Consider the following 24,215-nt stretch of genomic DNA (forward strand, 5'->3'; position numbering starts at 1 on the left):
ATGAACATAATTAAAACGCTCACCGCTGGTGATACAGCGCAGTGGAACGATGACGCGTGGTTCGATACCCAATCTCGCATCCGCATGTCCAGTGCAGATTGGACTTTGAAGTACGAACTGCGCGGCGCGGTACCGCTCACGCTAACAGCAGGTGCCAATGGCGATGGCTGGACAACATCCATCACACTGGCACAAAGCCAAACGTTGGTCGCAGGCACCTACGTCTGGGGCGCCTATCTGTCACAGCAAGGTCAGCGCAAGACCATCGGCGGCGGCACGTTGCAAGTGATGGCGGATCTCACCGGCATCACCGCAGCGATGGATAGCAGAACCGTCGCAGTCAAAGCCTTGGCAGATTGCGAGGCCGCGCTAGCCAGCTTCACCAGCTCCGGCGGCAAGATCAAAAGCTACACCATCGGTACCCGCCAGACAGAGTTTCACAGTCTCACCGAGCTGATGGCATTGCGCGATTTTTGGCAGCGTCGTGTCAATGCAGAAAACGCGAAGCAATCCATCGTCAACGGCCACGGCAACCCGCGCCGCCTTCTAGTGAGATTCTAATGAATCAAAAATTTTACAACGAAGCCAGAGTAAGTCAGCCTGGCAGCGTCATCCTGCGTGACTGGAACGCGCAACGCTCAGCACAAAAGGCGCTACTGTCCAAGGCCACCACCGCCAAGCGCATGTATGCCGGTGCCGCCATGAGTCGCCTTGATTCTGACTGGAGCGCACTCAACACCTCGGCTGACAGCGAGATCATCACCAGCCTGCGCCCGTTACGCGCTCGCTCGCGCGAGCTGCTGCGTGATAACGAATACGCCAAAGCCGCCGTGCGCATTATTAAAAATAATGTGATCGGCACGGGCATCGGACTGCAAGCGCAAGTCAAAAGCGCCAGTGGCAAGCTCATGGCGCGCTTCAATGATCAGATCGAGGCAGAGTATGAAGAGTGGACTGACAAAGATACCTGCGACCCCGCTGGCAAATTGTGCTTCGCTGATATGGAGCGTCTCGCCATTGGGTCGTTAGTTGAAAACGGCGAAGTCATCATCCACAAAATCCGCCGCCCGTTCGGTAGGGGCAAGATTCCCTATGCATTGGAGCTGATCGAGTCAGATCGCATCGCCGATCAATGGAGCGTGGTACGTGCCGACAATGGCAACACCATTCGCATGGGGATTGAGCAAGACAAATGGGGGCGACCAGTTGCCTATTGGCTTTACCCGAATCACCCTGGCGATTACCAGTTTAGTGCCTTCGTTGAAAGCGCTTTGCTACGCATACCCGCTGAAGACATTATCCATCTATATATCCCAGAGCGTATCGGCCAGACACGCGGTGTGCCTTGGTTCCACGCCACCTTAAAACGCCTGCGCAATATGCAAGGCTACGAAGAGGCAGAGATCGTCGCAGCACGCGCCTCCGCCTCTATCGTCGGCATTATCGAATCGGGCGATGGCTTGGTACCGGATGCAGATGATTTTGTGGATGGCGACAGCAGACCGCAACCCACGCTCACGATGGAGCCCGGCACATTTCAGCAACTTGCACCAGGTGAGAAATTTACCGGCTTTAATCCAAGTCGCCCTAATTCGGCGATGGACCCGTTCATGCGCTTTATGTTGCGGGCATTTGCCACTGGCATTGGCGTGTCGTATGCCAGCGTATCCAGTGATTACTCGCAGACCAATTACAGCAGTTCACGCTTGGCGCTCCTAGATGACCGTGATCTCTGGCGGGTATTGCAGGGCTGGTTTATTCGTAACTTCCGGCGTGAGGTGCATCGGGATTTTGTCAGTGCAGCAGTGCTGGCAGGTGCATTAAGTTTTCCGGACTACTACACCAATACCAAAAAGTATCTAGCGGTGCGCTTTAAACCGCGTGGTTGGTCTTGGATTGATCCGACAAAAGAAGTGCTGGCTTACAAGGCCGCCGTGCGCGCCGGATTTATGACGGTCTCCGATGTCATCAGCCTCACCTCAGAACATGCCGATGCCGAGGATGTATTCAAAGAACGCCGCCGAGAGCTAGACATGATGGCCGAAAGCGATCTCGTCTTTGATACCGACCCAGCACAGACCGACAATAAGGGCGCTGTGCAAGGCGCAGAAACCGACGTGCCATTAGATGCCGAAGGCAACAAGCAAGGTCAGGACAGTCCGTCGGATAGCGCTGCCGGTGAAGACGATACAGACAAAGGAAGCAACAGCGACAGCAAATCCACCGACGACTAATCCCAGTTTTACCAACCCCAAAAAAGCCCACCCGGTTCGCCGCGTGGGCTTTTTGCATTGGAGCCGCAATGTCCGACAAGAAAAAACTTGAACTCGGCGTCAACAAGTTAGGACCAAGAAAACGCTTTATCAGCCTTGGCTCTGGGTCAGCCGACACCGCCGATGTGCAAGTCGGTGTGGTTGACCCAGACACCCGGCAAGTCACGTTCTCTTTTTCTAGCGAGACGCCAGTCACCTGCGACATGGGTGACGAAATCCTCAGTCACTCCCCCGGCGCACCCGATCTGCAACGCATCGACGGCAACGGCAATTTGCTCTTTAACCACGACATGAATGACCTCTTGGGCGTCATCGAAAAAGCGTGGTTAGGCACAGATCGCCGCTGCTATTGCACTGCCAGATTCAGCACCGATGAGCGCGGTGATTGGGCGATGCAGCGCGTGATCGAGGGCGTTTTAAAAAACGTCTCTTTCAAATACCGCGTCTACGAAATTGATCTCTACCAAGGCCAGACCAGCTACGTCGTCACGTCATGGGAAGCGCTCGAAGTATCGCTAGTCACCGTGCCTGGCGACCCCTCAGTAGGCATCAACCGCTCAGCAACAGATGAAGAAATGGACGTGGTTGTCACCCACTCCAGCAACACCAGCAACACCGACACCCCGAGCAGCACAACTTCCATCACCACCACGGCATCCGCCGACAACACAGAAGGATCTGAAATGAAATTCAAGAAAAAACACGTCATGCAGGATGCCGCCGAAGCAGCAACCTCTGCAAGCGTCAATTCAGCACCAGCAGCACCAGCCGCAGCGCCAGCGGTCGTAATCAATCCCGCGCTCGTCGAGTCCGCACGGGTGACCGAGATTGATGCGATGTGCCGCGCACATCAAATCAGCGATGACGTACGCAATCACCTCATCAACTTAAAAGCACCGATCGAATCCGCACGCGGCATCGTCTTAAATCAAGTCCTGGCGCGCAGCAATGGCCAAGCTTCATTAACGGGCGGCTCTAACCCAGACCTGACCGAAAGTGAAAAAGCTAAATACAGTCTGATGCGCGCTATCAATGCCTGCGTCAATGAGCGTATGGGTGAGAACAACGCTTGGAAAACGGCAGGTTTTGAGCGTGAAGTCTCACAAGAAATCGGCAAGCGCTCTGGCAAACAATCAGCAGGCCTCTTCATGCCAACCAATCTCACGTTCTATTCAAAAGAACGTGCGGCGGATTACAGCTTCGGTACTGGCAGTGGCCTCAGTGCTACCTCTGGCGGCGCAAGTATTGTTGCAACCAACCTGTTATCAGGTAGCTTCATCGACATGCTGCGCAATAAAGCCCGCGTGTTTGGATTAGGTGCGCAAATGTTGTCCGGCTTGGTCGGTAACGTAGACATCCCACGTCAAAAAGCAGCCGGGCAAGTGTACTGGGTTGGTGAGGGGCAAACACTCTCACAAACCGGCGCACAGTTTGACAAGGTGAGTTTGTCCCCAAAACATCTTGGTGCACTCTCCGTCATCACCCGCAACATGCTGCAACAAACATCACCCTACATCGAGCAATTGGTGCGTGCCGACATGATTCAAACGATGGCGCTGGGGATTGATGCTGCATCGTTGTATGGCACTGGCACCAGCTTCCAACCGCTGGGTATTGCCAACCAATCGGGCATCGGCTCTGTCATTGGTGGTACCAACGGTGGCGCATTAACAATCGATAACCTGATTGATCTTGAAACTCAGGTCACCATGTCGAATGCGGACGATGGTTCCCTCGCTTATTTGACCAACGCCAAAGCAGTCGGCGCACTCAAGAAAGTCAAATCCACAACAAACCAATACTTGTGGACGAACAGCCCAATGGGTCAACGTTCTGGTACACCGGGCGAGATCAACGGCTATACAGTCGCCCGTACTAATCAAGCCCGTGGCAATTTGACCAAAGGCACTGGCACCAATTTATCCGAAGTCTACTTCGGTGACTGGTCACAGTTGTTGATCGGTGAATGGGGCGTCGTAGAGATTCTCCCTAACCCATACGCTGCTGGCATTTACGAAGCAGGCGGTATTGAACTGCGCGTCTTGCAAACCATCGACGTCGCCGTACGCCACGCCCAATCCTTTGCCGTGATGAGCGACGCCATCGCCTAAGCGCGAGCATCAAACGATCAATAGCACGACTCAATGGCTTGAATCAAAGCGAATCAAGCCATTTCTAAGCCAAATACAACCCTCAAAATTCTGGAGCAAACAGCATGAAGACATACAAAATCCGCGAAGGCTTTTCTTTCGTCATGGACGACAACACGGTCAAAATCGGCGGTGATTTGATCGACGTAGAAGACGACGTGGCAGCCAATCACTCGCACAAGTTAGAGCTGGTAGACAGTCCAACAGCGGACAAACCTGCCGCCACTAAAGATCAAGCCGATCCTGCCAAAACCGCATAGCCATGTTTGACGAAAACAGAGCTGCGCTACTGCAGGATCACGGCGTGCCGTGTCTTTGCGGCGCGGTGAGTTTTATGGGCATCAAAGATACGCCGGATGAGGATCTGCAAGGACCCGTCATCGGTGCGCAATCCAACATGCCCACATTGCTGGTAGACAGCGCTGTGATCATCGCTGCCTCCATCAAGGCTGGAGTCGCAATACAAGTGGATGGCGTGGCGTATATCGCACGCAATCCGGTTCTCTTGGACGATGGCGCTTTCTCCAATATCCCATTATCAAAGGGCTGATATGTCCAGCATTCCAGAGCAAGTCATGGTCGTAATGTTAGGCGCGCTCACTGGCAATACGGCGGCTGGGGGCAACGTATTCAGGTCTCGCGCTACTGCGATTGCGCATGGTGAGGTGCCGTGTATTGCGATCATGTGTACGGACGAAGAGAGCAGTGTTTTCAATAGCAGCGTTGATGAAAACACGCTGGTCGTCACGGTAGAAGTCCATACCCGTGGTGACCCTTTCGACACCTTGGCTGACCCCATCTTGATCGATATTCACCGCCTATTGCTCGGCAATGCTGGCTTACGTTCTCTGGTCGATGACTTGCGAAAGAAGTCCAAATCATGGGAAGAGCATGAGGCAGAGCAGACCGCAGGCTTTGTCACCACGCGATACCAAATGCGCTACCTGCAACCGGCTAACGATCTGACTACTACGATTTAAAACGCACCAACAATAGATCCACAAACCACCGCCGCTGGCGGTTTTTTTTTCGTCCACCAATCCCGCATCCCAACCGATGCGGGATTTTTTTTAGGAAAATTTATGGCACGCCATTTTGGTTCCGGTGTTATGTGGGCTACGCCCCTCCAAGACGCCAACGGCAATTCAATTGCCGTCCCCACGCCGTTTCAGTTCGGCATTCTGCAAGACGTTTCCATCGATGCCAGCTTTGACGAGAAGCTGTTGTACGGTACGGGTTCTTTCCCCGTTGATTCAGGGCGCGGCAAGGGCAAGATTGGTCTCAAAGCCAAGTTTGCCAACATCAATATCTTGCCATTCACTGCCGCCTTTTTTGGTCAGTCTGTCACCTCTGGCTTAATCACATCGGTCAATGACACAACGGGTGTCGTGGCTGCCGCCTCGGTCGTTATCACCCCACCAAACAGCAATACCTTCTTTGCTAACTTGGGCGTTCGTTACGACGGCGTAGGCACGCCGCTGATCCGGGTAGCGTCTGCGCCTGCGTCCGGCCAGTACACCACGACGGGCAACGGCACGTATGTCTTTGCCTCTGCCGATTTTGGCAAAACGGTCTTCATCGATTACCAGCACATGGCGGCGGCATCAGGCCAGTTGCTCAATGTTGCCAACTTGCCGATGGGTCTCAATCCTACGTTTAAAGTGGACTTTTCCATGCAGCGTAACGGCAAAGTGTTGACGTTCAGTTGGCCTAAAGTCGTCTCTAACAAGCTGGCTATGTCCAGCAAACAAGAAGACTTCATTATTCCAGAACTGGATATGTCGGCTCTGGCAGATGACAGCGGTTCTGTGTGGCGTTGGAGTTCAACAGAATGAGTGGCGCTGTTAAGGTGCCTGGCACAACCATTAATTTATGTGGACGTCCCTTCGTACTGGCTGCGCTCAATGTCGCTGCTGTTAAAACTTACCGCGAAGAAGTTAAAGCGGTGTTTTTGGGCGGCATTCCAGACATTGAGTTGGTTGCCAAGATGGCGCATGCCAGCCTGTCGCGTAACTACGACATCACGCTAGAAGAGGTCGAAGAGTTGATCGATTATGGTAATTACTTCGATGTCTGGGAAATCCTGCTCAATCTCTCTGGCCTCGCAGTCTCAGCGGGAAAGATGGCGGCGCGGTTGAAGGAACAGATGGCGGCTGCTGGCTTACAGAGCTAGTCTGCCACATCGTTGCTTGTACCGGCTGCACGCCACAACAAGCTTGGAATGACTGGGACATCCCCAGCTTCCAAGCCCAAAGCCGCTACTGGCAACAACACCCGCCAGTCCATTTATTAGTTGCAGGTTATCTAGGTTATGAGGGTCCCTCTGAAGAGAGTGAGGGCGAATTAACCTATGACGACCTGATCAATATGTTCCCCCAAGCCACCTGATGCAGGTGGCTTTTTCTTTTTGGATTCCATCATGAGCAACGATAAAACCATCGAATACGCCATCACCGCCGAGGCCGCAGGCTGGACAGCAGCCATGCAAAAGGTGCAGGAATCCAGCAAGGTCGCAGCCAAACAAATTCAAGACAGTTTTAAAGAAGTCCAAAACCAGATGGACAAACTGGCGTCCGCCTTTAAATCCGTCACATCCGTCATCGGTACCATGACCGCGATTATCGCGGGCGGTTCCGCATTCAAAGCAGTGATCAGCGAGTCTGTCGCATGGACAGGTGAAGCTAAAAAGCTCTCAGTACAGCTAGGCGTCACAACAGAGCGGGCAAGCGTCCTGATGGTCGCCATGCGCCATCTGGGTATCGACTCAGAAGTATTGACGATGGCCGCTGGCAAGATGTCCAAGCAGATCGCTACCAATGGTCAAGCGTTTGAGAAGCTAGGCGTCAAGGTCAAAGACAGCGCAGGCCAGTACCGCCCCACGCTCGACATCATGGGTGAGGTCAATGCCAAGCTCAAAGAGATTCAAAACCCGATTGAACAGAACATCGCGGGTACGCAGGTCTATGGTAAGTCGTGGAATGATGTGCGCGCAACCCTCAAGCTCACAACTGAAGAGATCAAAGCAGCCGAACAAAAGACCAAAGACTTAGGCTTAGTCGTTGGCGATGAAGGTGTTGCACAAGCCAAAAAATACAAAGAATCTATCAATGACATGAAGCTGGTCATGACGTCGTTAGAAGTCCAGGCAGGTAATGCTTTGCTGCCCACGTTTGTCAAGTTGGGCGGCTGGCTAAGCGGCGTCGGGCCCGTCGCTGGTAAGGCAACTGGAATGGTGCTGGAGTCGTTGACCAACATCATGCAGACGGTTGGCCAAACCGTCATGGAGCTATGGGAAATCATCCGCTCTGGCTTTAGCAATATTGGCGATCTAATCGCCAGCGTCATGGGCGGCGACGCTCCGGGCGCAATGGAGATTTTTAGTAACGCATGCAAGGTCGTCGAGATTGCGTTTGTCGGATTAAAGGTCAGCATCAATCTGGCTGTGGAAGTCATACAAGGCGTCATCGAGGCGCTGGTGGTACACATCATGCGCATGGCAGCAACGGTCGAACGTGCGTTGCATGGCGACTTCGCTGGCGCCAAAAAAGCATGGGCAGCCGGTACCGCAGAGATTGAGGAAATCGCTGCACGTCATGCTAAGAAAATGGTCGATATCGCCAGTGCTGCCAAAGACAAAATTGATGACATCGCGATGCGTCCGCAAAAGCAAACAGCCGACATCAAAGACAAAACCATCAAAGGCGGACCCACTTACGACTTTGGCGGTGATGACAAAAACGCCAAAGAAAAAACCCGCGTCCATGAGTGGGAGGCCAAGCTAGGGGCAGACAAAGACGGCTACGCTAAAGAACAAGCCATCGCGGGTACAGCGCGTGAGTACGATCACACGATGGAGCGTGATTATTGGAAAAATATTCTCGATACCGTCAAGCTCTCCAAAGAGGAAAAAGCTCAGGTAGAAAAGAAGTACTACGCAGAGACAGCGCTCATCCGCAAAGATGGTTTTGAAGCGGAAATGGCAGGCGAAAAAGCCAGCCTGGAGAACTACAAAAACAACCATCTAGCACGCTTAGACATCGCTCAAAAAATCTATAACGCCAATGTGGCGCGCTATGGCGCAGAGAGTAAAGAAGCCAAAGCCGCCATGGCTGAGATTTATAAAGAGCAACGCGCTTATGCAGAACAGTCACTGGCCACCAGCAAAGTGATCGCAGAAGCCAAGCGCAATGCAGAGTTATCTGGCATTGATGCTGCGGAGCAGGCAGCAGAATTGGCAGTGTCTTTGCATCAATCGACCAATGCCAAACTACTGCAACAGCAGGAGGAATTTGAGGCCAAACGCTATCAGATAAAAATGCAAGCGTTGATCGATCAAGAGCAGATGATGCGTGGATCTGATGAAGACCCCGTGGCACTGGCACAAATCCATTTGCAGATCGAAGCACTAGAGCAAGCGCATCAACAAAAGCTAGGTGCTATTCGTGGCAAGGCGGCGCAAGAGCAAAACAAATACACCACTGAGATGTACGGGAATATCCAGTCGGGCATGCAAAGCGTGATCGCGCAAACGCTGCAAGGCACGCTCACCCTCAAAGGCATGATGCTGGGCGTGTTTCAGGCAGTCACTAATGCCATTATCGACATGCTGGCCAAGCAAGCCGCTGAGTACGGCATGAACTTGATTTTAGAAAGACTGCTAGGTAGTACCAACGCAGTCAGTCAAGTCACGGCTAATGCCGCGGTGGCTGGTTCTGCCGCGTTTGCGTCTACCGCCGCAATCCCGATTATCGGCCCCGGATTGGCGCCTGCAGCAGCTCTGGCCGCCCAGGCTGGCGCAATGTCATTCGCACCCATCGCCGCATCAGCAATGGGCGGTTACGACATTCCAGCCAATCTCAATCCAGTTGTGCAGACGCATGCACGCGAGATGATTTTGCCGTCCAAGCACGCTGATGTGATTCGCAACATGGCAGACAACGGCGGTGGCTCGAGTAGTGCAATGCATTTCAATATCACGGCGATGGATGCCCAAAGCGTCAAGCGCCTGCTGATGAATGAGGGCGGGGCGCTGGTCAGTTCGCTCAAAGCACAAGCGCGCAATTTTAGAGGGATCACTAAATGAGTAATGCAGTCTTTCCGACGCTGGCAGGGCTGGCTTGGGGCAATACAAAAAAGCCCCAGTTCTCTACCCGCATCCAGCGCTCGGTCAATGGTCGTGAGTTGCGCACGTCGCTGATGTCGTCGCCGCTCATGACCTTTACGCTCAAGCATGAGTTTTTACGTGACCGCAATGTCAATGATGATCTGCGCTTGATTCAAGGTTTTTTTATGACTTGCCAAGGGTCGTACGACAGCTTTTTGTACACCGACATTACAGACAGCACAGTGACCAACCAGGTCATCGGATTGGGTGATGGAGCGCGTACGCAGTTCCAGTTGTTACGCGCCTATGGTGGCTTTCTTGATCCGGTCATGAACGTCAATGCAATCACCGATGTCAAGCTCAATGGCACGGCAACGGCATCTTATGGCATCGATACTTTTGGCATGATTACCTTTGTCACGCCACCAGCAGCGGGCGTTTCTGTCACCTGGACTGGCAGCTATTACTACCGTTGCCGTTTTGTGGATGATGGTGCCGAATTTGGCGGATTGATGAACAAGGTCTGGGAGCTGCGCACGATTGCGTTTGTCGGCTCACTCGGGGGCAAAATATGAAGTCCGCTAGCACAGCCTTGGTCAATTATTTAAACACGACGCGCCAGCTACTGATGGCGGATCTGTACACCATCACCTTGGTGGGTGGCTATGTGGTGCGCTACACCGGCGCTGATATTGATCTGGTCTATCAGGGCAACACGTTTAAAAAGTTCAACATCGCTCGCAGTCGCACAAGGTGCAGTGTCGGTGTTGAAGTTGATACGCTCAAGGTCACGGTAGACGCCTTGCCGATTCACTTGCTCAATGGGGCAAGCTGGCTCAATGCAGCGCAGCGCGGCGCGCTCGATGGCGCATCGTTGCAGCTCCAGCGGGTGTTTATGCAGACCTGGGGCGATACGTCTTTGGGTGGCGTATTGCTATTCCAAGGTCGGGTGTCAGATGTGCAAGTGGGTCGTACGCAAGCACAATTGCAAGTCAAGTCCGATCTGGAATTGCTCAACACAAAACTGCCGCGCAACCTGTACCAGTCTGGCTGCTTAAATACCATCTATGACAACGGCTGCGGGATCAACAAAGCATCAGCGGCGGTGTCCGGCATCGTCACAGGTGGCACGCTCACGACCGTGGGCGGCATACGCGTATTGACTGATGCCGCAAGCTCACCAGGTTCCATCACTGTCGGTAACAGCACCGGCGCGTATGACGTGATCGACAACCGCTTGTATGCCAGCGCGACCGGCTGGACGGATGACTACTTCACCCTTGGCACCATTCGTTTTAACAGCGGCGCTAATGCGGGTGTATTGCGGTCTGTGCGGCTGTTTAGCAGCAATGTATTCACCTTACAGATTCCGCTTGTTGGCTTGTGCCAGTCCGGTGATTCATTCACCGCGTGGCCGGGCTGCAATCGCACACTGGATTCCTGCATCGGCAAGTTTAACAATCGGCCTAATTTTAAGGGCTTCCCGTTTATTCCTTCGCCTGAGACAGTTCTATGAGCGATCAGATCAATCCAAAACGTGCGCAAATCGTTGCCGAGGCACAGACATGGTTGGGGACTAAATATCATCACCAAGGCCGCGTCAAGGGTGCTGGTGTGGATTGCGCGATGTTGTTGATTGAGGTTTATCACCGTCTAGGCTTAATCCCCGATATAGATCCGCGCCCTTATCCGCATGACTGGCATTTTCATCGTGACGATGAGCGGTACTTGGGCTGGGTCAAGCAGTATGCCAAGCCGGTCGATGTGCCCATGCCTGGCGATGTGGTGCTGTTCCAGTTTATGCGCTGCGTTAGTCACGGTGCCATCGTCGTGCAGTGGCCGCAGGTCATCCATTCGTACGTGACTGAAGGTGTCGTTTTAGCAGACGCATCATCCGGCGTGCTGGGCAAGCGGGTGCGTGGTTTTTATTCGTTAATTGATGAAGGTACTTTATGAGCGGACTAATCGGCGGGGGTGGCAATGCAGTCAATTCCACGTCACCCATTATCAGCTCCATGCGCTTGCAAACGTCCACGCGTGGCAAGCCTATCCCGCTGGTCTATGGCAAGACGCGTATCGCCCCTAACCTCATGTACTACACCGACTTTAAAGCCACTGGCCACACCACCAGCACATCCACTGGCGGCGGCAAAGGTGGCGGCGGTGGTGGGTCATCGACCAACACAACCTACACCTACAGCGCCACCATCTTGCTGGGGTTGTGCGAGGGGACGATTAATTACATCCCCCGCATCTGGCGCGGCAAGTCGATATTTCGGGGCAACTATGCCGACTCGCAAGATGTCGGCGTGGACTCAGAGGCACATCTGGTTGGCGCAGATGGCACCGTCACTTTAAACAACAACACCACGACCCCTGTCACACGCGTGCAGATTGAGCAGTCGTGGTCATAAATTTGGCACTAATGGGAGCAAGCATATGGGTAGCGGTCGCATCACGTTAGGACCAGGTGATTACACCCAGAGCGGCAACGTCATCACGCTGCTAGACAGCAGCTTAGTGGGTGAGCAAGTCTGGGTGTCGTACAAATACAAAGTTGGCGCAAGATCAAGCGACGCACTGGGGCAAATCGGTTTAAGCCTGTTCAATGGCAGTTATCAGCAAGTACCTTTCGGAAGCGTGCAGACCACGCACCCGACCGAGGCACTGGGCTATCGCGGTACCGCTTATGTCGCGGGTGCTGCTTACGATCTCGGCGACAATGCAGAGCTGCTGAATCACGCGTTTGAGATCGATACACAATCGGGATTTTCTAGCGAGATACGGGACGCCTGCCCCAAAGATATTCTGATCGACTTTTTAACCAACCCGCATTATGGCGCTGGGTTCCCCGCTGACAAGTTTGGCGATCTGGATATGTATCACCGGTATTGCGTGTCGAACTATTTATTTTTCAGCCCGGCCTATTTAGAGCAGGCGCCAGCGCATGAGATGTTGACGCGTCTCATGACGCTCACCAATTCCGGCATAGTGTATTCAGAAGGACAGTTAAAAATCATCCCTTATGGCGACGTACCTGCCGCCGCGAATGGTTTGACGTATACGCCGAATCTCACGCCGATTTACGATCTGACCGACGACGATTTTTTAGCCGACGGTACTGATCCAATCACCGTCACTCGGACGACCAATGCCGATGCGTTTAACCAAGTCCAGATCAAGTTTTACAACCGGGACAACAGCTACAACGACGAAGTCATGCCAGCGCAAGATCAGGCCAACATCGAGTTATATGGATTGCGTGCCAGTGACGTGATGGACGCGTATGAGATTTGCGATGCAGGCGTTGCCAGACAAGTAGCACAGCTACTTTTGCAGCGATCGCTTTACATCCGCAACACGTACGAATTTAAATTGGGCTGGAGCAAATGCCTGTTAGAGCCGATGGATTTAGTCACCTTGACTGATCCCGGCTTAGGCTTAATTAAAACGCCAGTCCGCATTATCAGCATTGAAGAGGATGAGGTTGGTGAGTTAAGTGTGGTGGCAGAAGAATTTCCAAACAACGTGTGCAACGCCGCACGTTACCAAGTCCAGCGGGCGGCTGGGTATCAGACCAATTTCAACATCGCACCTGGTCACGTCGTACCGCCAATTATTTTTGAACCACCAGCCGAACTCACTGGTGGCAAACTGCAACTATGGTGCGCGGTCACTGGGCAGTCCACGATGTGGGGCGGTTGCACGATCTGGGTATCGTTAGATGGCAATACGTATAAGCGCTTTGGTGTAGTTGAATCCGGCGCGCGCTATGGCTATTTAACATCGGCATTAAACACAACCGACGGATCTACATTTAATTTAAATCTGGTCGGTAACGGCGGACATTTATTGTCCGGTACCTCTGACGAAGCCAAGGTCGGTGCAACAGCATGTCTGGTCGGTGATGAGTACCTTGGCTATACCAACTCAACGCTGGTAGACGCCAACAGCTATAAGCTGGATGGCTTGCAGCGTGCAATGTATTCGTCCACCAAAAAAGTACACATGCCGACAGAACGGTTTGTCAGGCTAGACGGTGCGATATTTAAGAGTGAGGATTTGCCAGACAGTTACATCGGCAAGCAATTGCACTTTAAATTTACATCGCACAATGTGTATGGATCTGGCTATGAGGGCTTGGCAGATGTGGCAGCTTATACCCCACCTGCAGGTGTCAGTGGCACGGCGGCGGTAGATGGTAATTACTACGCCAATTCAAGCACTGCAGCGGATGCATCAAGCAGCTTGACGTACTACGCACGGTCGAATGATAGTGTGATGTCAGTTGCGGATTCGCAATACACTGCGCACTCCAATATCGTTGCCAGTGCATCGTCCGGCATCAATTATTACGCTACCAGCAATCCGTGGGTGGGTAGCAATGTCGATGTGCCGTATTACTCGCGGTCAGATGTATTTGTGGGCACGGCGGTGGATGTACCGTATTACGCCAATGCCAGTCAGTTGGCGCAATCTGCAGTCAATGTGGCGTACTACGCTAACGGCCAAGTCATACCCGGCACATCAGCCAGCACGCCGTATTACTCCAGCACCGGCGCGTTGCAATCCGCTGGCAGCAACGTGCTGTATTACGCCAATGGCGCGTCGATCACCACGCCTGCAGGCAATGTCACGTACTACGCCAACGGCACTACGTCAGCGCAAAATACTAGCGGTGTGGCGTATTACGCTAATGGCGTCCTGGTGTCCGGTACCGCGATTGATGTGCCGTACTACAGCAATACCAATCCGTGGTTTCAGTCATCAGTCAATGTGCCTTATTACAGCAATGGTGTCTTGGTCAACGGCTCTACTTCCGGTGCTGCGTATTATTCAAATGGCGTTCTGGTTAGCGGCAGTAATTCTGGCGCTGCGTATTACAGCAATGGGGTGTTGATCAATGGATCAAATTCGAATACACCGTATTATTCCAACGGTGTATTAGTGAATGGGAACGGATCAAACATACCCTATTACAGCAATGGCGTTTTGATCAATGGATCGTCGTCGAATACACCTTATTATTCGAATGGCGTTCTGGTCAACGGCACTGGATCAAATACGCCTTACTACAGCAATGGCGTGCTGGTCAACGGGTCATCATCAAGCACGCCGTATTATTCAAACGGCGTGCTGGTGAATGGCGGTGCAGCGGGATCGTCGTACTACGCAAACGGGGTGCTGGTTAATACCAATGCCAGCAATTCTAGCTACTACGCCAGCTCAACGGCGCAGTCAGAGACATCGGCTGGGTCGCTGTATTACGTCAACAGTGATGGTGGCGCAGCGGCCTATGCGGCGGGTTCTTACTACGCACACTCTGACGCTGCTAAAGAGTCACTAGGCGACGTGCCGTCATACTCGTATGTCGTCAAAGGACCAGCGACAACGACCGCCCCGCAAGGCAGTGTCACAGCAGCGGGTGCGCTGGCGATGACCTTTACTTTGACGGACACTGGCGCTGTTATTTTGACGGTCAATTCACCGCCGGATGCATCGATTAAAAATTATGAAATGCGGGATTATTCAGCGGCGACTTTCCCAGAGTCGGCGCTGGTCGCGGTATCTGACGCGCAGAATAATTTTTATCTGAACTTTGCCAATTTGCTCGGCAAGACCTTCCGCGTACATGGTGTGTATGTGGCGGGTGGGTATGCCGTCAAAGAAGCGACGATCTCGTTTTCATCCGGAGGCTTGGCGGCGATTGGCTCAGTCAATTGGAGTATCGAAGAGCCAAACATGAAGTTAGTCTGGCCAGCGGTACCGGATGCAGATCAGTACGCGGTCTACATCGAAGAGGGCGGCGTGACCCGCTTCTATCATCAGACAGCGACAGAGCTACGCATACCGATTCCTAAGTACGCGTTGAATGTGCGGATCATCGCAGTCGCTGTTGATGGGCGCGTCTCTGCGCCATTTGATAAGTCGATTGGCATCACTGGTCTATACAAGCTAAATGAGATCGTCAACGTGCCAATTAGCGTCGGCACAGGCAACTTCTCTGGCCTTGGCCACATCGGTACAACGGCGGTAGAGCGGCCAGATTTGCTGGGACCATCACAAATGGTATTCCCGATTGCGGACAGCGATTCTGCATCGCTTTATGCGTTCGGTTACAACCTGGACACCACGCTAGGCACAGTGCTCGATACCGTGCCTGGCGCATGGTTCCGCGATGGATTCTGGCGCGTAAAAAACGGGTACTACGAGTCACCACCGTATGACCTGGGCGTGTTTTTAACCGGCACGATTAAAGCGTCACTGACAAAGATAGTCGAGTTTCACGGTGATGCGGGTACTAGCTTCCAAGGCGTTCTTGGTGATTATCTGGCCGAGTACACAGGCTTGCAAATGGAAGATCCACAAGCGTTTTTATCAGCCAAGCTATACATCACATCCGACCCGCCACAAGCAGCTAATTGGGCGGAAGTGATCGAAGGCCAACCCACTGCCGGGCGCTACATCAAGCTAGTCATAGAAGCCCTGAGCGTGGGGCCATTAACGCGGGTGCGCGTCACGTCAGGCGCGATCACCTTAGATGTGCCTGACCTCACTCAAACAGGCAGCGCCAGCATGACCAGCGCCACGATGTTTGTTGGTTTGTCTAAATTTAATGTGGTCAGCACCGTACTGGCAACACCCAGTTTATCGGCGCGTATGTGGGTCACCAACGTGACTAAAAGCGGCTTTACGCTCAACACCGATTCGTCCACGTTTCCACTGGTGGCTAATTATTTTGTGAAAGGATATTAAATGGCTTTTGATCCAACCAAGCCCGCAAAAGCGCAAACCTACGGTGATGCGCTTTTGAGTACGCAAACCAATCTGGGCGCGCTTAACGATGCACAAAACGCGCACATGGCGGATGAGCTGGCACATAACTTAACGCCACTCAGGCAATCGCGCACGGACTTTATTGCCCATGCGGTAGACACCGAGGCGCACGGCCTGACAACACAAAAAGCACGTATCACTGCGCTGGAGTCAGAGACGATTGCATCAAGGGGCAGTATGCCTTCTGTGGCATCGCGCCTCAGTGTTGGCTTGCTGGCATCTGGTGCGGTGCGGCTAGCGAGTATTGCAAATAAGTGGATTACGCCTGGCGATGTTCCAGCCTTCGTCAACACCACCACGTTCACCGTGACGGGTGATCGTCGTGGCGTGTTTATCGCTGGTGCTAATCTGCGATTTACGGTCGCTGGCCAGCTGGTGTACGCACCCGTCACGTCAAGCAGCTTCGCCTCTGGCGTGACGACGGTGTTGCTTGATCCGGCTTATCCCGTCCTGACCAGCGGACTCAGTGGCACGTTAGACCTAGCACTGATCGCTTTTGATAACAACATCGCCAGCGCACTGGCAACCACCAATGCCAGCCTCACACTACTGACCACCCAGATGAATAATCTGATGGTAGAGCAGATCGAGGATTGGTTACCCGGCAAGCCAGCGGCATCCGCAGTGATTAAACGGTTTATCTCTGCCAGACCGTTCTCAATACCGATCAGTGCGGCGGGTAGCCAGTGCAAAGCAGTCACCGCCGCCACTGCCAGCACTACGTTCAGCATGGCAAAAAACGGCGTGACGTTTGGCACCATCGTGTTTGCGGCGGCGGGTACCGTTGCCAGTTTTACCGTGGCGGCATCCACCACGTTTGCAGCTGGTGACATGCTGGCCATTACAGGGCCAGCAACGCAAGATGCGACGCTCGCCGATATCGTTTTCTTCATTAAGGGGATTCTGCAATGACAGAGCCAGAACTGATTACCGCGCTGACCAATGCCAGCGTGGACGCCCGCGCATCGCTGGCATTTTTGGCGCAATACGCGGGGGCAAACACCGATGTCACTTTGACGCTAAGCAACGGCTGGACATTTACCATCCCCGGCATACAAAAGCAGCGGGCGCAAACGACCACGGATTTTGCCGCGCAAAAGCTCGCCTTCACGCAGGACTTCGGCGGCGCGATCTCTGCACAAACGATCACGCGCAATGCGTTCGGCATCATCCAGACCGTACGCACCACCTTCGCCAGTGGCTATCAATTACAGCATGACTATGCGCGTAACACGGCTGGACAGATTGCGACCATCACAGTCAATATTTACGATGCGCTTAACAACGTCTTGGCAACCGTTGTAAAAAATATCGTCCGTACTAATGGTCTGGTGACCAATATCAACTAAGGATTTGATCATGTTAGAAGCGGTTATTTTAGATTTACTCGAGCAGCAAAATGCCAGCGTGGTACCCACGATACGCTCGATTAAAAACACATGGAATGCGCAGGGCGATGGATCGGTGGTGGGTACGACTGCAGAGTTTATTAAGAACTATATGAATCTTAATTCGACATCGTATTCAGTGCCAATTGTCACAACTCGCTCTGGAGGCGGTGGCGGACGGCATCCTCAATGGACTGTCACTGCTGCACGTTGGTTTTTACAGCTGCCTAGCTCTGGAAGTGGGTTGTTATCGATGTCGTTTGATCCGGTGACCGAGACGTTTTCAACTGAGGATTCAGTGCGCGGCTTGGATATGATTCAAGAAGACAATTCTGGTGTGATTTGGGCGATCAGTAACAAGTCAGGCTATTACGGGCTTTGGAAGCGCACAGGTGTTGGCGCATGGACGAATGTGCTTTCAGATTCTGCATCTGGCGCGTACATGATGAAGTGGACAAACGGTAGTTTGTATTATCGTAGCCAAGCAGGTAACTGGTACATTTTATCGAGTGGTGCAGCGACTCTGACCACTGACCCTGGCACAGCCTATTCGGCTTGGTATCAGTACAGTACTAGCACACCTTTTGGTCACTACCGTGGCTTCCATGTTGACCTTACCAACGGCGTTGGTAGTCTTCCGATTGACGATATTGCAGCGACAACTTACTCAGAATCCACGGACGCATTTTATATTTGGAAGTGGCCTGACAAAATCCGTTTGATGAAAAAGCCCAAGATTTTGTTTGATGCAAAAGCGATGGTGCCAACGGGTAAATACATTATGTACTACCCCGTCGTCAACAGTAATTACACCTTGGCGATCTTGTGCAACGACGTGTCGGCATCGACCGGATCGTATCTGGAATGTACAGCGGTTATCCAAAACTGGAACGCAGGCACAGAACAGTATCTGGGTAAATGGCAAGTCGCCATGCCGTCGGCCATTTGGGCTGCAACCAGTGTCGCCGTGCCGTTTTGTCCGGTAATGGCAATCCAAACGGCGGGCATCATCAAGCTGTATCACTTCGGCCAAACGCCTGTTGGCGCCACCCAGTTTGGCTTTATCCGTCAGGACATCGACGCCCGTATATTCATCTAAGGATCATCATGACGATAACTAACAGAAACGGCGTGATCATCGTTGATCTGCCGGACTTCCAGCTACATCAAGAGGGCAACCCACAAACAGGCTTGCCCTTCACGTCTGAAGCGGATGCGCAAGCATGGTTAGACGGCGTGCTGCCAAAGCTGCAGGCGGACTTGGCCAAGCAGCTGACCACCGCGCCGGTGATTGATCTGGCAGCTGTCCAGCAGCTGCGTTTTGATCGCCTCATGGCAATCAACGCGCAATGCGAGGCGGCGATTGAGCAAGTCAAAATGACGTACCCGATCACCGAGCGCGAGACATGGGACATTCAAATCGCAGAGTCTCACGCGTACCAGGCTGATCCGGCAAACGCCATCACCCCATTCCTGACCGCGCTGGGCGATACGCGCAGCGAGACAGTGGCTTCGCTAGCGGTCAAGGTGCTGGCCAATGAATCAGCGTTAAAACAATTCAGCGCGCGCAATATCGGCAAGCGTCATTTATGCGAACGGGCATTGAAAACGATTGCCGATACCGACCCGGATGCACCCGAGAAAATTGCCGCCGTAGCGTGGTCTGAATAAGCCGGTGTTTGATCAAAAAAACACTCACATCACAACCCGCTTCGGCGGGTTTTTTATTTAAAGGAAGCCAATGCCCATCGACAGAGAAGCAGAGAAAGAGGCAATAAAAGAAGCGCTGCAAGAGTGGCTAGATAAGCAGTTCGCCATCTTCGGCAAATGGACGATTGCAGGCTTAGTTGCGCTTGCTTTCGCGGGACTGGTGTACATCGCATTGATAGGGCAGGGGTGGCATAAATGACTAATTTTGAAGTGAGTATTAACCGGCTGCTAAAAAGTGAGGGCGGCTACACAAGCAACCCAAACGATCCGGGCGGCGAGACCAACTGGGGAATCTCAAAGCGAAGTTATCCCAATTTAAATATCAAGGACTTGACGCGCGACCAGGCAGTCGCGTTGTACAAGCGTGATTTTTGGGATCGCTTAAAACTAGAAAATCTGCCTTTGGGTGTCGCTTACCAGATCCTAGATTTTGCGGTCAACAGCGGCGCAGGCGTGGCAATCCGTACGCTGCAAAAAGCGATTGGCGTAGCGGACGATGGAGTGATTGGCGATCACACGATGGCTGCATTCAAGGCTATCGAGCCACATGACTTGATCATGCGATTCACTGCCGAGCGCATGATCTTTATGACTAATTGCGCAGGCTGGCCAACATTTAGCAAGGGCTGGATGCGTCGCCTGGCAGCTAACTTAAAAATAGGAGCTGATGATGTTTGACAAACTCGGCGCGTTTATCAATCTGTTTCGCAAAGGTAGCGAGGTCGCTAATGTCGAAGCTTGGAAAACTGGCCAGATCACTGGCACGGTCGTGGGTGCGCTCATCATCGCTATCGTCAACGTCGCTGCATCGCTGGGGCATTCATTGCCGATCGATGTCGATACTGCCAACCTTATTGGTGGTGGCATTGTTGCCGCTGCTAACGTCGTGCTTACGGCTACCACTTCTACGCGAGCCGGACTACTGCCAGCAAAGCCCGCAGATCCAGCTCCAGTCGAAGATCATTCAAGCCCAGCGCCAGTGCCAGCAGTGGCAGCAACAAAACAACCAGCCGCTGTGCAGCCTGTCCGGCACGCCCGCAACGGCGACCCGCTCGATGGGCTTGACACAACCTACATCGGTTGACGTTGTAAAAAATTATGCGCAGTCAATCGACGGCGTGCAATTGCAGTACAAGTGCAAGACGTTTTAAAGCAGTACCCAAAGAGCAGTACAACCTACCCGCGCCCAAGAGGCGTTTTTTTTCGTCCATTTTTAGGAGCATCACATGCAACAACTATTAATTCTTCTGCAAGCCATCCACTTGATCATGCCGCTGATCCTCGACGCATTCAAGATCGCAGAAACCGCCTTCCCTGAGTCCGGTACCGGGCAAGCCAAGCTAGAAGCCGCCCGCGTGTTTATCTCAGAGAACTTTAATAAGATCGAAGGGGTGACATTGAATTTGGAACAGTTATGGCCGCAAGTCCAGACTGTGCTGAATGCTATTGCCGCTGGCAAGAAATTGCTGAAAGCTTAAGCAAAGTAAAAATATCCGGTTAACTAAGAAAATTATTTTAGTTAACTGGATTTTTAGAATATTCGCTCAGATTCGCAACTAAAGCAGCGCAAGCCAAGCCGGTGCGCTTGTCAATCGAAACGGGCTTTCCAGTTGTGCGCGACATACCATTGATCCAGTCTTTATATGCTGACAAGCCAACACCAAGCGTTTCTGCCGCCTGGGCTTGTGTGTAGCCCATTTGGGATTGCCAACCGCGAAGATCATCAATAGTCATGATGCGACCCACTCAGCAGCTTCACGCGCAAGCCGCATAGAACGAGCAAGCAAGTCATGTTGAGGAACGCCCCGCGCAAACTCAAATGCTTGCCAAGCTTCAAAGGTATCATCGCAAGTCACCCAGCCGAGATCATCATCAAACTCAAACGCAAGGCCAGAATCATGCACACGTCGATTACCTATTTGATGCCAGGCATGGTGCCAGTTATAGTGCTTGTTGGTCATGCTGTCCAGCCTGTTACAGATTTGAATAATTCCAACGTCAGATCGCCGCTCTTGCCAGCCCAGACGGGCGTCTCAGACTGCTGGGTGATGTGGGTTGTTTTATTACTCTTCGTAGCTTGATATCCGGCGCCCTTCGCAAGGGCAACTTGATCATCTATTCCATGAAATCCAACAGCGACCCAGCCAGTAATGTGGGCGCGGCCAGCTTGATTGACGATGACGTTTTGATTGCGGTCAATAACGATACTCATGAGATTCCCCAAGTAAGCCCGCCGAAGCGGGCGGGTTGATTATTTCGATACCGAATTCAGGACGGCTTCCAAGTCTGCCCAAGATTCAAATATCCAAGCCTTGTTTTCACCGTCGAATTTAGCGCCAGCCGCTTTCAAGGCATCTTTGATAGGGAAGGTATTGCCGATCAAGCCAGGGCGACCATAACCAGAAGCGCCTTTGAGTGCTTCGCCAGCTTTGCAGCCGATGGACGCAGCCAATGTGTTGATGGATTCTTTACCTGAGATATTTGCTACGAACATTTTGATTCTCCTCGGAGAGCCATCTACCGGATGGTGTCGTTCTTCAGCGATGCGCTGTCGATATATGAATAATAGTTCAAATTGAACTAATGCGCAAATACTATTCGAATTATTTTTATTTATTCATTTGAGCGAATCTGAAAATAAAAAAACCTGCATAATGTACTGATTATTTATACAGTATCTTACGCATGAATATCTATTTAATAAGAATGCGACACAACGGGGTCGAAGTGCCTAAAAAATCGTTGTTTGATCGCTACACGGGCATCAGCAAGGGCGAGTTGGCAATCTTTGACAAAATGGATCAATCATTGCGCCGGACGGTGCGCATCGCAGAATTGTCAAACACGAACTTGGCTCATAAAAAATCCATTTTTCTGTTTGAGCCGCACATCGTCTGGATGCAAGAAAAAAGATTTGTCTTAGCTGGCTTTGAGCGAGTGCAGGGCGCTGACCGTGTTGTTGATTACGCACAGTCTTGGCTTTGTATGACTGAGTTGCCGCCAACGCCTGAGCAGCGTCGATAAGATACTAATGGTTCCTATATTCACCACAAGGTTCAATTCCCGTTATAATTTCACAACGGGAAAAAGTGGGTTTTATTAATTTATTTTATGGTTCCCCAAAATTTACCCGGGGCGTTGATAAGTTCATGTTTATAAACATGTTTCTTTTCCGGCCTCGGGCACCAATTGTACGTTTCAGGTAGTACCAGCAAGAACATAAAACCGCATCGCTCACTATGAGAATGCGATTTTTTTGTTTCAGGACGTGCCAGCAGATTCCTTGACAGCCCACGTTTTTGACGGTATCAGTGACGGTATACCGGAAAAAATCCGATACCGTAAAAACCGTATACCGTCAAAACTGCCAGATTTTGGCGGTATTCGATCAATCCTCATAGGGAGATCGTCCATCATGCCTAAGCTCATTACCCCTTTGACTGACCCAGCCCTGAGAAATGCCAAGGCTAAAGATAAGCCGTATAAATTGTCTGATGGCGGCGGTTTATATTTGCTGGTCAAACAAGATGCTAAGTATTGGCGTATGGATTACCGCTTTAATGACAAGCGCCTTACCTTGGCGTTTGGTAAATACCCTGACGTGTCGCTATCTGCGGCCAGAGCTAAGCGTACCGATGCCATAGCGTCAATTATGGCTGGTATAGACCCCAGCGAATCACGCAGGGCGGCAAAAGTTGAAAAAACGGAGCAAAAGGAAGCCGACAAGCGAGAATCAGACGGATTGCCTATTGTTGGCTCGTTTGAAGAGATCGCTTTGATTTGGGTTGATGAGGCGTTTAAAGAATCCTCTAAAAGTCACAAGATGCGGGCAATGGCTTATCTAAAAAATGATTTGTTCCCTTATTTGGGCAGATTGCCTATGGCTGATATTGAGCCACCTGATTTATTGAAATGTTTGCGCCGTATAGAAGATAGAAAAAATAAGCAAGGTAACCCCGTGACTGAAACCGCTAATCGAGTGCGTGAACTGATGGGGCAGCTATGGCGCTTTGCTATTGGTAGAGAGGGTTCCTTGGTCAAGCGTGATATCGCAGCTGATTTAAGAGGGCAGTTGAAAGCCCATAAATCAAAGAACTTTTCTCACATTACAGACCCTATCGTGCTAGGACAGCTTTTGCGCGATGTAGAGGGCTATGGTGGCGCTCCGGTGACTGTGGCTGCATTGCGATTGCTGCCCTTGCTGTTCACGCGACCTGGTGAACTTAGAATGGCACGCTGGCAGGACATTAACCTTGATGCATGTGAGTGGCGCTACCATGTCGGCAAGACTGATATAGATCATATAGTCCCGCTTGCCTCACAAGTCGTCGCACAGTTACGTGCTTTGCAGCCGCTTACTGGTATGGGTGAGTACGTATTTGGTGTGAGGGCAGGACAGCGCCCCTTATCTGAGATCACAATCAACCAAGCCCTTAAGACACTAGGGTATGGCAGTGACATCATTCACCCGCATGGGTTTAGGCATACAGCGGCGACCATGTTGGCAGAGCAAGGCTGGGACACAAATATGATAGAGAAGCAGCTAGCCCACAAGTTAAACGGTGTGAAGGGCGTATACCAGAAAGCACTGTATTTAAAAGACCGGCGTAAGATGATGCAGGCATGGGCAGACTATGTTGACCAGATCAAGAAGGGGGCGATTATCATCCCGATACGCACCGCTTAGCCAATACCAGTAAGCCAATACCAGCCGCCTGACCAGCGGCTTTTTTATGGCTGTGCGTAAAATCTC

Annotated in this window: 28 protein-coding genes; 24 read left to right on the forward strand and 4 right to left on the reverse strand. The window is 52.0% G+C overall.

The window, feature by feature from the left end; translation table 11 throughout:
• From QN395_RS03695 to QN395_RS03800, 22 genes are all read left to right on the forward strand, one after another.
• The gene (locus QN395_RS03695; RefSeq protein ID WP_322118737.1) at nucleotides 1-561 is read left to right on the forward strand and encodes a hypothetical protein; all 561 of its coding nucleotides are present in this window, start codon (nucleotides 1-3) and stop codon (nucleotides 559-561) included.
• Nucleotides 561-2,234, forward strand: a complete 1,674-nt coding sequence (locus QN395_RS03700; protein ID WP_322118738.1) for a phage portal protein — start codon at nucleotides 561-563, stop codon at nucleotides 2,232-2,234. Before QN395_RS03695 ends, QN395_RS03700 begins: the two co-directional genes overlap by 1 nt.
• A gap of 68 nt (nucleotides 2,235-2,302) precedes the next feature.
• Entirely contained in the window at nucleotides 2,303-4,384 is a 2,082-nt protein-coding gene (locus tag QN395_RS03705) for a phage major capsid protein (RefSeq protein ID WP_322118739.1), read from the forward strand.
• A gap of 104 nt (nucleotides 4,385-4,488) precedes the next feature.
• Nucleotides 4,489-4,683 (forward strand): hypothetical protein, encoded by a 195-nt coding sequence (locus QN395_RS03710; RefSeq protein WP_322118740.1) that lies wholly within the window; start codon nucleotides 4,489-4,491, stop codon nucleotides 4,681-4,683.
• Between the two features lie 2 nt (nucleotides 4,684-4,685).
• Nucleotides 4,686-4,973, forward strand: a complete 288-nt coding sequence (locus tag QN395_RS03715; protein WP_322118741.1) for a hypothetical protein — start codon at nucleotides 4,686-4,688, stop codon at nucleotides 4,971-4,973.
• A 1-nt stretch (nucleotide 4,974) separates the two neighbouring features.
• Nucleotides 4,975-5,403: a hypothetical protein gene (locus tag QN395_RS03720; protein ID WP_322118742.1), complete on the forward strand. Its 429-nt coding sequence runs from the start codon at nucleotides 4,975-4,977 to the stop codon at nucleotides 5,401-5,403.
• A 102-nt stretch (nucleotides 5,404-5,505) separates the two neighbouring features.
• The gene (locus tag QN395_RS03725; protein ID WP_322118743.1) at nucleotides 5,506-6,258 is read left to right on the forward strand and encodes a hypothetical protein; all 753 of its coding nucleotides are present in this window, start codon (nucleotides 5,506-5,508) and stop codon (nucleotides 6,256-6,258) included.
• Nucleotides 6,255-6,596 (forward strand): hypothetical protein, encoded by a 342-nt coding sequence (locus tag QN395_RS03730; RefSeq protein ID WP_322118744.1) that lies wholly within the window; start codon nucleotides 6,255-6,257, stop codon nucleotides 6,594-6,596. Before QN395_RS03725 ends, QN395_RS03730 begins: the two co-directional genes overlap by 4 nt.
• A gap of 246 nt (nucleotides 6,597-6,842) precedes the next feature.
• Complete coding sequence (locus QN395_RS03735) at nucleotides 6,843-9,506, forward strand: phage tail tape measure protein (RefSeq protein WP_322118745.1); 2,664 nt, start codon at nucleotides 6,843-6,845, stop codon at nucleotides 9,504-9,506.
• On the forward strand, nucleotides 9,503-10,102 hold the full coding sequence (locus QN395_RS03740) for a DUF2460 domain-containing protein (protein ID WP_322118746.1): 600 nt from the start codon (nucleotides 9,503-9,505) through the stop codon (nucleotides 10,100-10,102). The genes QN395_RS03735 and QN395_RS03740 overlap by 4 nt, the downstream gene beginning before the upstream one ends.
• Nucleotides 10,099-11,043 (forward strand): DUF2163 domain-containing protein, encoded by a 945-nt coding sequence (locus tag QN395_RS03745; RefSeq protein WP_322118747.1) that lies wholly within the window; start codon nucleotides 10,099-10,101, stop codon nucleotides 11,041-11,043. Before QN395_RS03740 ends, QN395_RS03745 begins: the two co-directional genes overlap by 4 nt.
• Nucleotides 11,040-11,483 carry an NlpC/P60 family protein gene (locus QN395_RS03750; protein ID WP_322118748.1) on the forward strand — a complete coding sequence of 148 codons (444 nt, stop codon included), beginning with the start codon at nucleotides 11,040-11,042 and terminating at the stop codon, nucleotides 11,481-11,483. Before QN395_RS03745 ends, QN395_RS03750 begins: the two co-directional genes overlap by 4 nt.
• Nucleotides 11,480-11,941, forward strand: a complete 462-nt coding sequence (locus QN395_RS03755) for a hypothetical protein (protein ID WP_322118749.1) — start codon at nucleotides 11,480-11,482, stop codon at nucleotides 11,939-11,941. The genes QN395_RS03750 and QN395_RS03755 overlap by 4 nt, the downstream gene beginning before the upstream one ends.
• Before the next feature lie 25 nt (nucleotides 11,942-11,966).
• Nucleotides 11,967-16,283, forward strand: a complete 4,317-nt coding sequence (locus QN395_RS03760; protein ID WP_323491684.1) for a phage tail protein — start codon at nucleotides 11,967-11,969, stop codon at nucleotides 16,281-16,283.
• Nucleotides 16,284-17,276 carry a hypothetical protein gene (locus QN395_RS03765; RefSeq protein WP_322118751.1) on the forward strand — a complete coding sequence of 331 codons (993 nt, stop codon included), beginning with the start codon at nucleotides 16,284-16,286 and terminating at the stop codon, nucleotides 17,274-17,276. It begins immediately after the preceding gene.
• Nucleotides 17,273-17,713: a hypothetical protein gene (locus tag QN395_RS03770; protein ID WP_322118752.1), complete on the forward strand. Its 441-nt coding sequence runs from the start codon at nucleotides 17,273-17,275 to the stop codon at nucleotides 17,711-17,713. Before QN395_RS03765 ends, QN395_RS03770 begins: the two co-directional genes overlap by 4 nt.
• Before the next feature lie 10 nt (nucleotides 17,714-17,723).
• A complete protein-coding gene (locus QN395_RS03775) occupies nucleotides 17,724-18,851 on the forward strand; it encodes a hypothetical protein (protein WP_322118753.1) in 1,128 nt (375 codons plus the stop codon).
• A gap of 8 nt (nucleotides 18,852-18,859) precedes the next feature.
• The gene (locus QN395_RS03780; RefSeq protein ID WP_322118754.1) at nucleotides 18,860-19,423 is read left to right on the forward strand and encodes a hypothetical protein; all 564 of its coding nucleotides are present in this window, start codon (nucleotides 18,860-18,862) and stop codon (nucleotides 19,421-19,423) included.
• 70 nt (nucleotides 19,424-19,493) lie between these two features.
• Entirely contained in the window at nucleotides 19,494-19,661 is a 168-nt protein-coding gene (locus tag QN395_RS03785) for a hypothetical protein (RefSeq protein ID WP_322118755.1), read from the forward strand.
• Nucleotides 19,658-20,140: a glycoside hydrolase family 108 protein gene (locus QN395_RS03790; protein WP_322118756.1), complete on the forward strand. Its 483-nt coding sequence runs from the start codon at nucleotides 19,658-19,660 to the stop codon at nucleotides 20,138-20,140. The genes QN395_RS03785 and QN395_RS03790 overlap by 4 nt, the downstream gene beginning before the upstream one ends.
• Entirely contained in the window at nucleotides 20,133-20,546 is a 414-nt protein-coding gene (locus QN395_RS03795) for a hypothetical protein (protein ID WP_322118757.1), read from the forward strand. Before QN395_RS03790 ends, QN395_RS03795 begins: the two co-directional genes overlap by 8 nt.
• Nucleotides 20,547-20,688: 142 nt before the next feature.
• Entirely contained in the window at nucleotides 20,689-20,940 is a 252-nt protein-coding gene (locus QN395_RS03800) for a hypothetical protein (protein ID WP_322118758.1), read from the forward strand.
• A 37-nt stretch (nucleotides 20,941-20,977) separates the two neighbouring features.
• Here QN395_RS03800 and QN395_RS03805 read toward each other — a convergent pair whose 3' ends face one another.
• Genes QN395_RS03805 through QN395_RS03820 form a run of 4 tightly spaced genes read right to left on the reverse strand, consistent with a single transcriptional unit; the run spans nucleotide 20,978 to nucleotide 21,956 of the window.
• The gene (locus QN395_RS03805; RefSeq protein WP_322118759.1) at nucleotides 20,978-21,196 is read right to left on the reverse strand and encodes a helix-turn-helix transcriptional regulator; all 219 of its coding nucleotides are present in this window, start codon (nucleotides 21,194-21,196) and stop codon (nucleotides 20,978-20,980) included.
• Nucleotides 21,193-21,423: a hypothetical protein gene (locus QN395_RS03810; RefSeq protein WP_322118760.1), complete on the reverse strand. Its 231-nt coding sequence runs from the start codon at nucleotides 21,421-21,423 to the stop codon at nucleotides 21,193-21,195. Before QN395_RS03810 ends, QN395_RS03805 begins: the two co-directional genes overlap by 4 nt.
• The gene (locus tag QN395_RS03815) at nucleotides 21,420-21,674 is read right to left on the reverse strand and encodes a hypothetical protein (protein ID WP_322118761.1); all 255 of its coding nucleotides are present in this window, start codon (nucleotides 21,672-21,674) and stop codon (nucleotides 21,420-21,422) included. Before QN395_RS03815 ends, QN395_RS03810 begins: the two co-directional genes overlap by 4 nt.
• A gap of 39 nt (nucleotides 21,675-21,713) precedes the next feature.
• Entirely contained in the window at nucleotides 21,714-21,956 is a 243-nt protein-coding gene (locus tag QN395_RS03820) for a hypothetical protein (protein ID WP_322118762.1), read from the reverse strand.
• A gap of 233 nt (nucleotides 21,957-22,189) precedes the next feature.
• Between QN395_RS03820 and QN395_RS03825 the strand changes: the two genes are divergently transcribed.
• The gene (locus tag QN395_RS03825) at nucleotides 22,190-22,486 is read left to right on the forward strand and encodes a hypothetical protein (RefSeq protein ID WP_323491685.1); all 297 of its coding nucleotides are present in this window, start codon (nucleotides 22,190-22,192) and stop codon (nucleotides 22,484-22,486) included.
• 391 nt (nucleotides 22,487-22,877) lie between these two features.
• A complete protein-coding gene (locus QN395_RS03830; RefSeq protein ID WP_323491686.1) occupies nucleotides 22,878-24,149 on the forward strand; it encodes a tyrosine-type recombinase/integrase in 1,272 nt (423 codons plus the stop codon).
• Nucleotides 24,150-24,215: the final 66 nt, after the last annotated feature.

This window comes from Undibacterium sp. RTI2.2 (assembly GCF_035018705.1).
In the GTDB taxonomy this organism is placed as follows: Bacteria; Pseudomonadota; Gammaproteobacteria; order Burkholderiales; family Burkholderiaceae_D; genus Undibacterium.

Bases quoted from the DNA above. Each gene is read 5' to 3' on its own strand.
- QN395_RS03695 (WP_322118737.1), top strand. From the start codon at position 1: ATGAACATAATTAAAACGCTCACCGCTGGTGATACAGCGCAGTGGAAC.
- QN395_RS03700 (WP_322118738.1), top strand. From the start codon at position 561: ATGAATCAAAAATTTTACAACGAAGCCAGAGTAAGTCAGCCTGGCAGC.
- QN395_RS03705 (WP_322118739.1), top strand. From the start codon at position 2,303: ATGTCCGACAAGAAAAAACTTGAACTCGGCGTCAACAAGTTAGGACCA.
- QN395_RS03710 (WP_322118740.1), top strand. From the start codon at position 4,489: ATGAAGACATACAAAATCCGCGAAGGCTTTTCTTTCGTCATGGACGAC.
- QN395_RS03715 (WP_322118741.1), top strand. From the start codon at position 4,686: ATGTTTGACGAAAACAGAGCTGCGCTACTGCAGGATCACGGCGTGCCG.
- QN395_RS03720 (WP_322118742.1), top strand. From the start codon at position 4,975: ATGTCCAGCATTCCAGAGCAAGTCATGGTCGTAATGTTAGGCGCGCTC.
- QN395_RS03725 (WP_322118743.1), top strand. From the start codon at position 5,506: ATGGCACGCCATTTTGGTTCCGGTGTTATGTGGGCTACGCCCCTCCAA.
- QN395_RS03730 (WP_322118744.1), top strand. From the start codon at position 6,255: ATGAGTGGCGCTGTTAAGGTGCCTGGCACAACCATTAATTTATGTGGA.
- QN395_RS03735 (WP_322118745.1), top strand. From the start codon at position 6,843: ATGAGCAACGATAAAACCATCGAATACGCCATCACCGCCGAGGCCGCA.
- QN395_RS03740 (WP_322118746.1), top strand. From the start codon at position 9,503: ATGAGTAATGCAGTCTTTCCGACGCTGGCAGGGCTGGCTTGGGGCAAT.
- QN395_RS03745 (WP_322118747.1), top strand. From the start codon at position 10,099: ATGAAGTCCGCTAGCACAGCCTTGGTCAATTATTTAAACACGACGCGC.
- QN395_RS03750 (WP_322118748.1), top strand. From the start codon at position 11,040: ATGAGCGATCAGATCAATCCAAAACGTGCGCAAATCGTTGCCGAGGCA.
- QN395_RS03755 (WP_322118749.1), top strand. From the start codon at position 11,480: ATGAGCGGACTAATCGGCGGGGGTGGCAATGCAGTCAATTCCACGTCA.
- QN395_RS03760 (WP_323491684.1), top strand. From the start codon at position 11,967: ATGGGTAGCGGTCGCATCACGTTAGGACCAGGTGATTACACCCAGAGC.
- QN395_RS03765 (WP_322118751.1), top strand. From the start codon at position 16,284: ATGGCTTTTGATCCAACCAAGCCCGCAAAAGCGCAAACCTACGGTGAT.
- QN395_RS03770 (WP_322118752.1), top strand. From the start codon at position 17,273: ATGACAGAGCCAGAACTGATTACCGCGCTGACCAATGCCAGCGTGGAC.
- QN395_RS03775 (WP_322118753.1), top strand. From the start codon at position 17,724: ATGTTAGAAGCGGTTATTTTAGATTTACTCGAGCAGCAAAATGCCAGC.
- QN395_RS03780 (WP_322118754.1), top strand. From the start codon at position 18,860: ATGACGATAACTAACAGAAACGGCGTGATCATCGTTGATCTGCCGGAC.
- QN395_RS03785 (WP_322118755.1), top strand. From the start codon at position 19,494: ATGCCCATCGACAGAGAAGCAGAGAAAGAGGCAATAAAAGAAGCGCTG.
- QN395_RS03790 (WP_322118756.1), top strand. From the start codon at position 19,658: ATGACTAATTTTGAAGTGAGTATTAACCGGCTGCTAAAAAGTGAGGGC.
- QN395_RS03795 (WP_322118757.1), top strand. From the start codon at position 20,133: ATGTTTGACAAACTCGGCGCGTTTATCAATCTGTTTCGCAAAGGTAGC.
- QN395_RS03800 (WP_322118758.1), top strand. From the start codon at position 20,689: ATGCAACAACTATTAATTCTTCTGCAAGCCATCCACTTGATCATGCCG.
- QN395_RS03805 (WP_322118759.1), bottom strand. From the start codon at position 21,196: ATGACTATTGATGATCTTCGCGGTTGGCAATCCCAAATGGGCTACACA.
- QN395_RS03810 (WP_322118760.1), bottom strand. From the start codon at position 21,423: ATGACCAACAAGCACTATAACTGGCACCATGCCTGGCATCAAATAGGT.
- QN395_RS03815 (WP_322118761.1), bottom strand. From the start codon at position 21,674: ATGAGTATCGTTATTGACCGCAATCAAAACGTCATCGTCAATCAAGCT.
- QN395_RS03820 (WP_322118762.1), bottom strand. From the start codon at position 21,956: ATGTTCGTAGCAAATATCTCAGGTAAAGAATCCATCAACACATTGGCT.
- QN395_RS03830 (WP_323491686.1), top strand. From the start codon at position 22,878: ATGCCTAAGCTCATTACCCCTTTGACTGACCCAGCCCTGAGAAATGCC.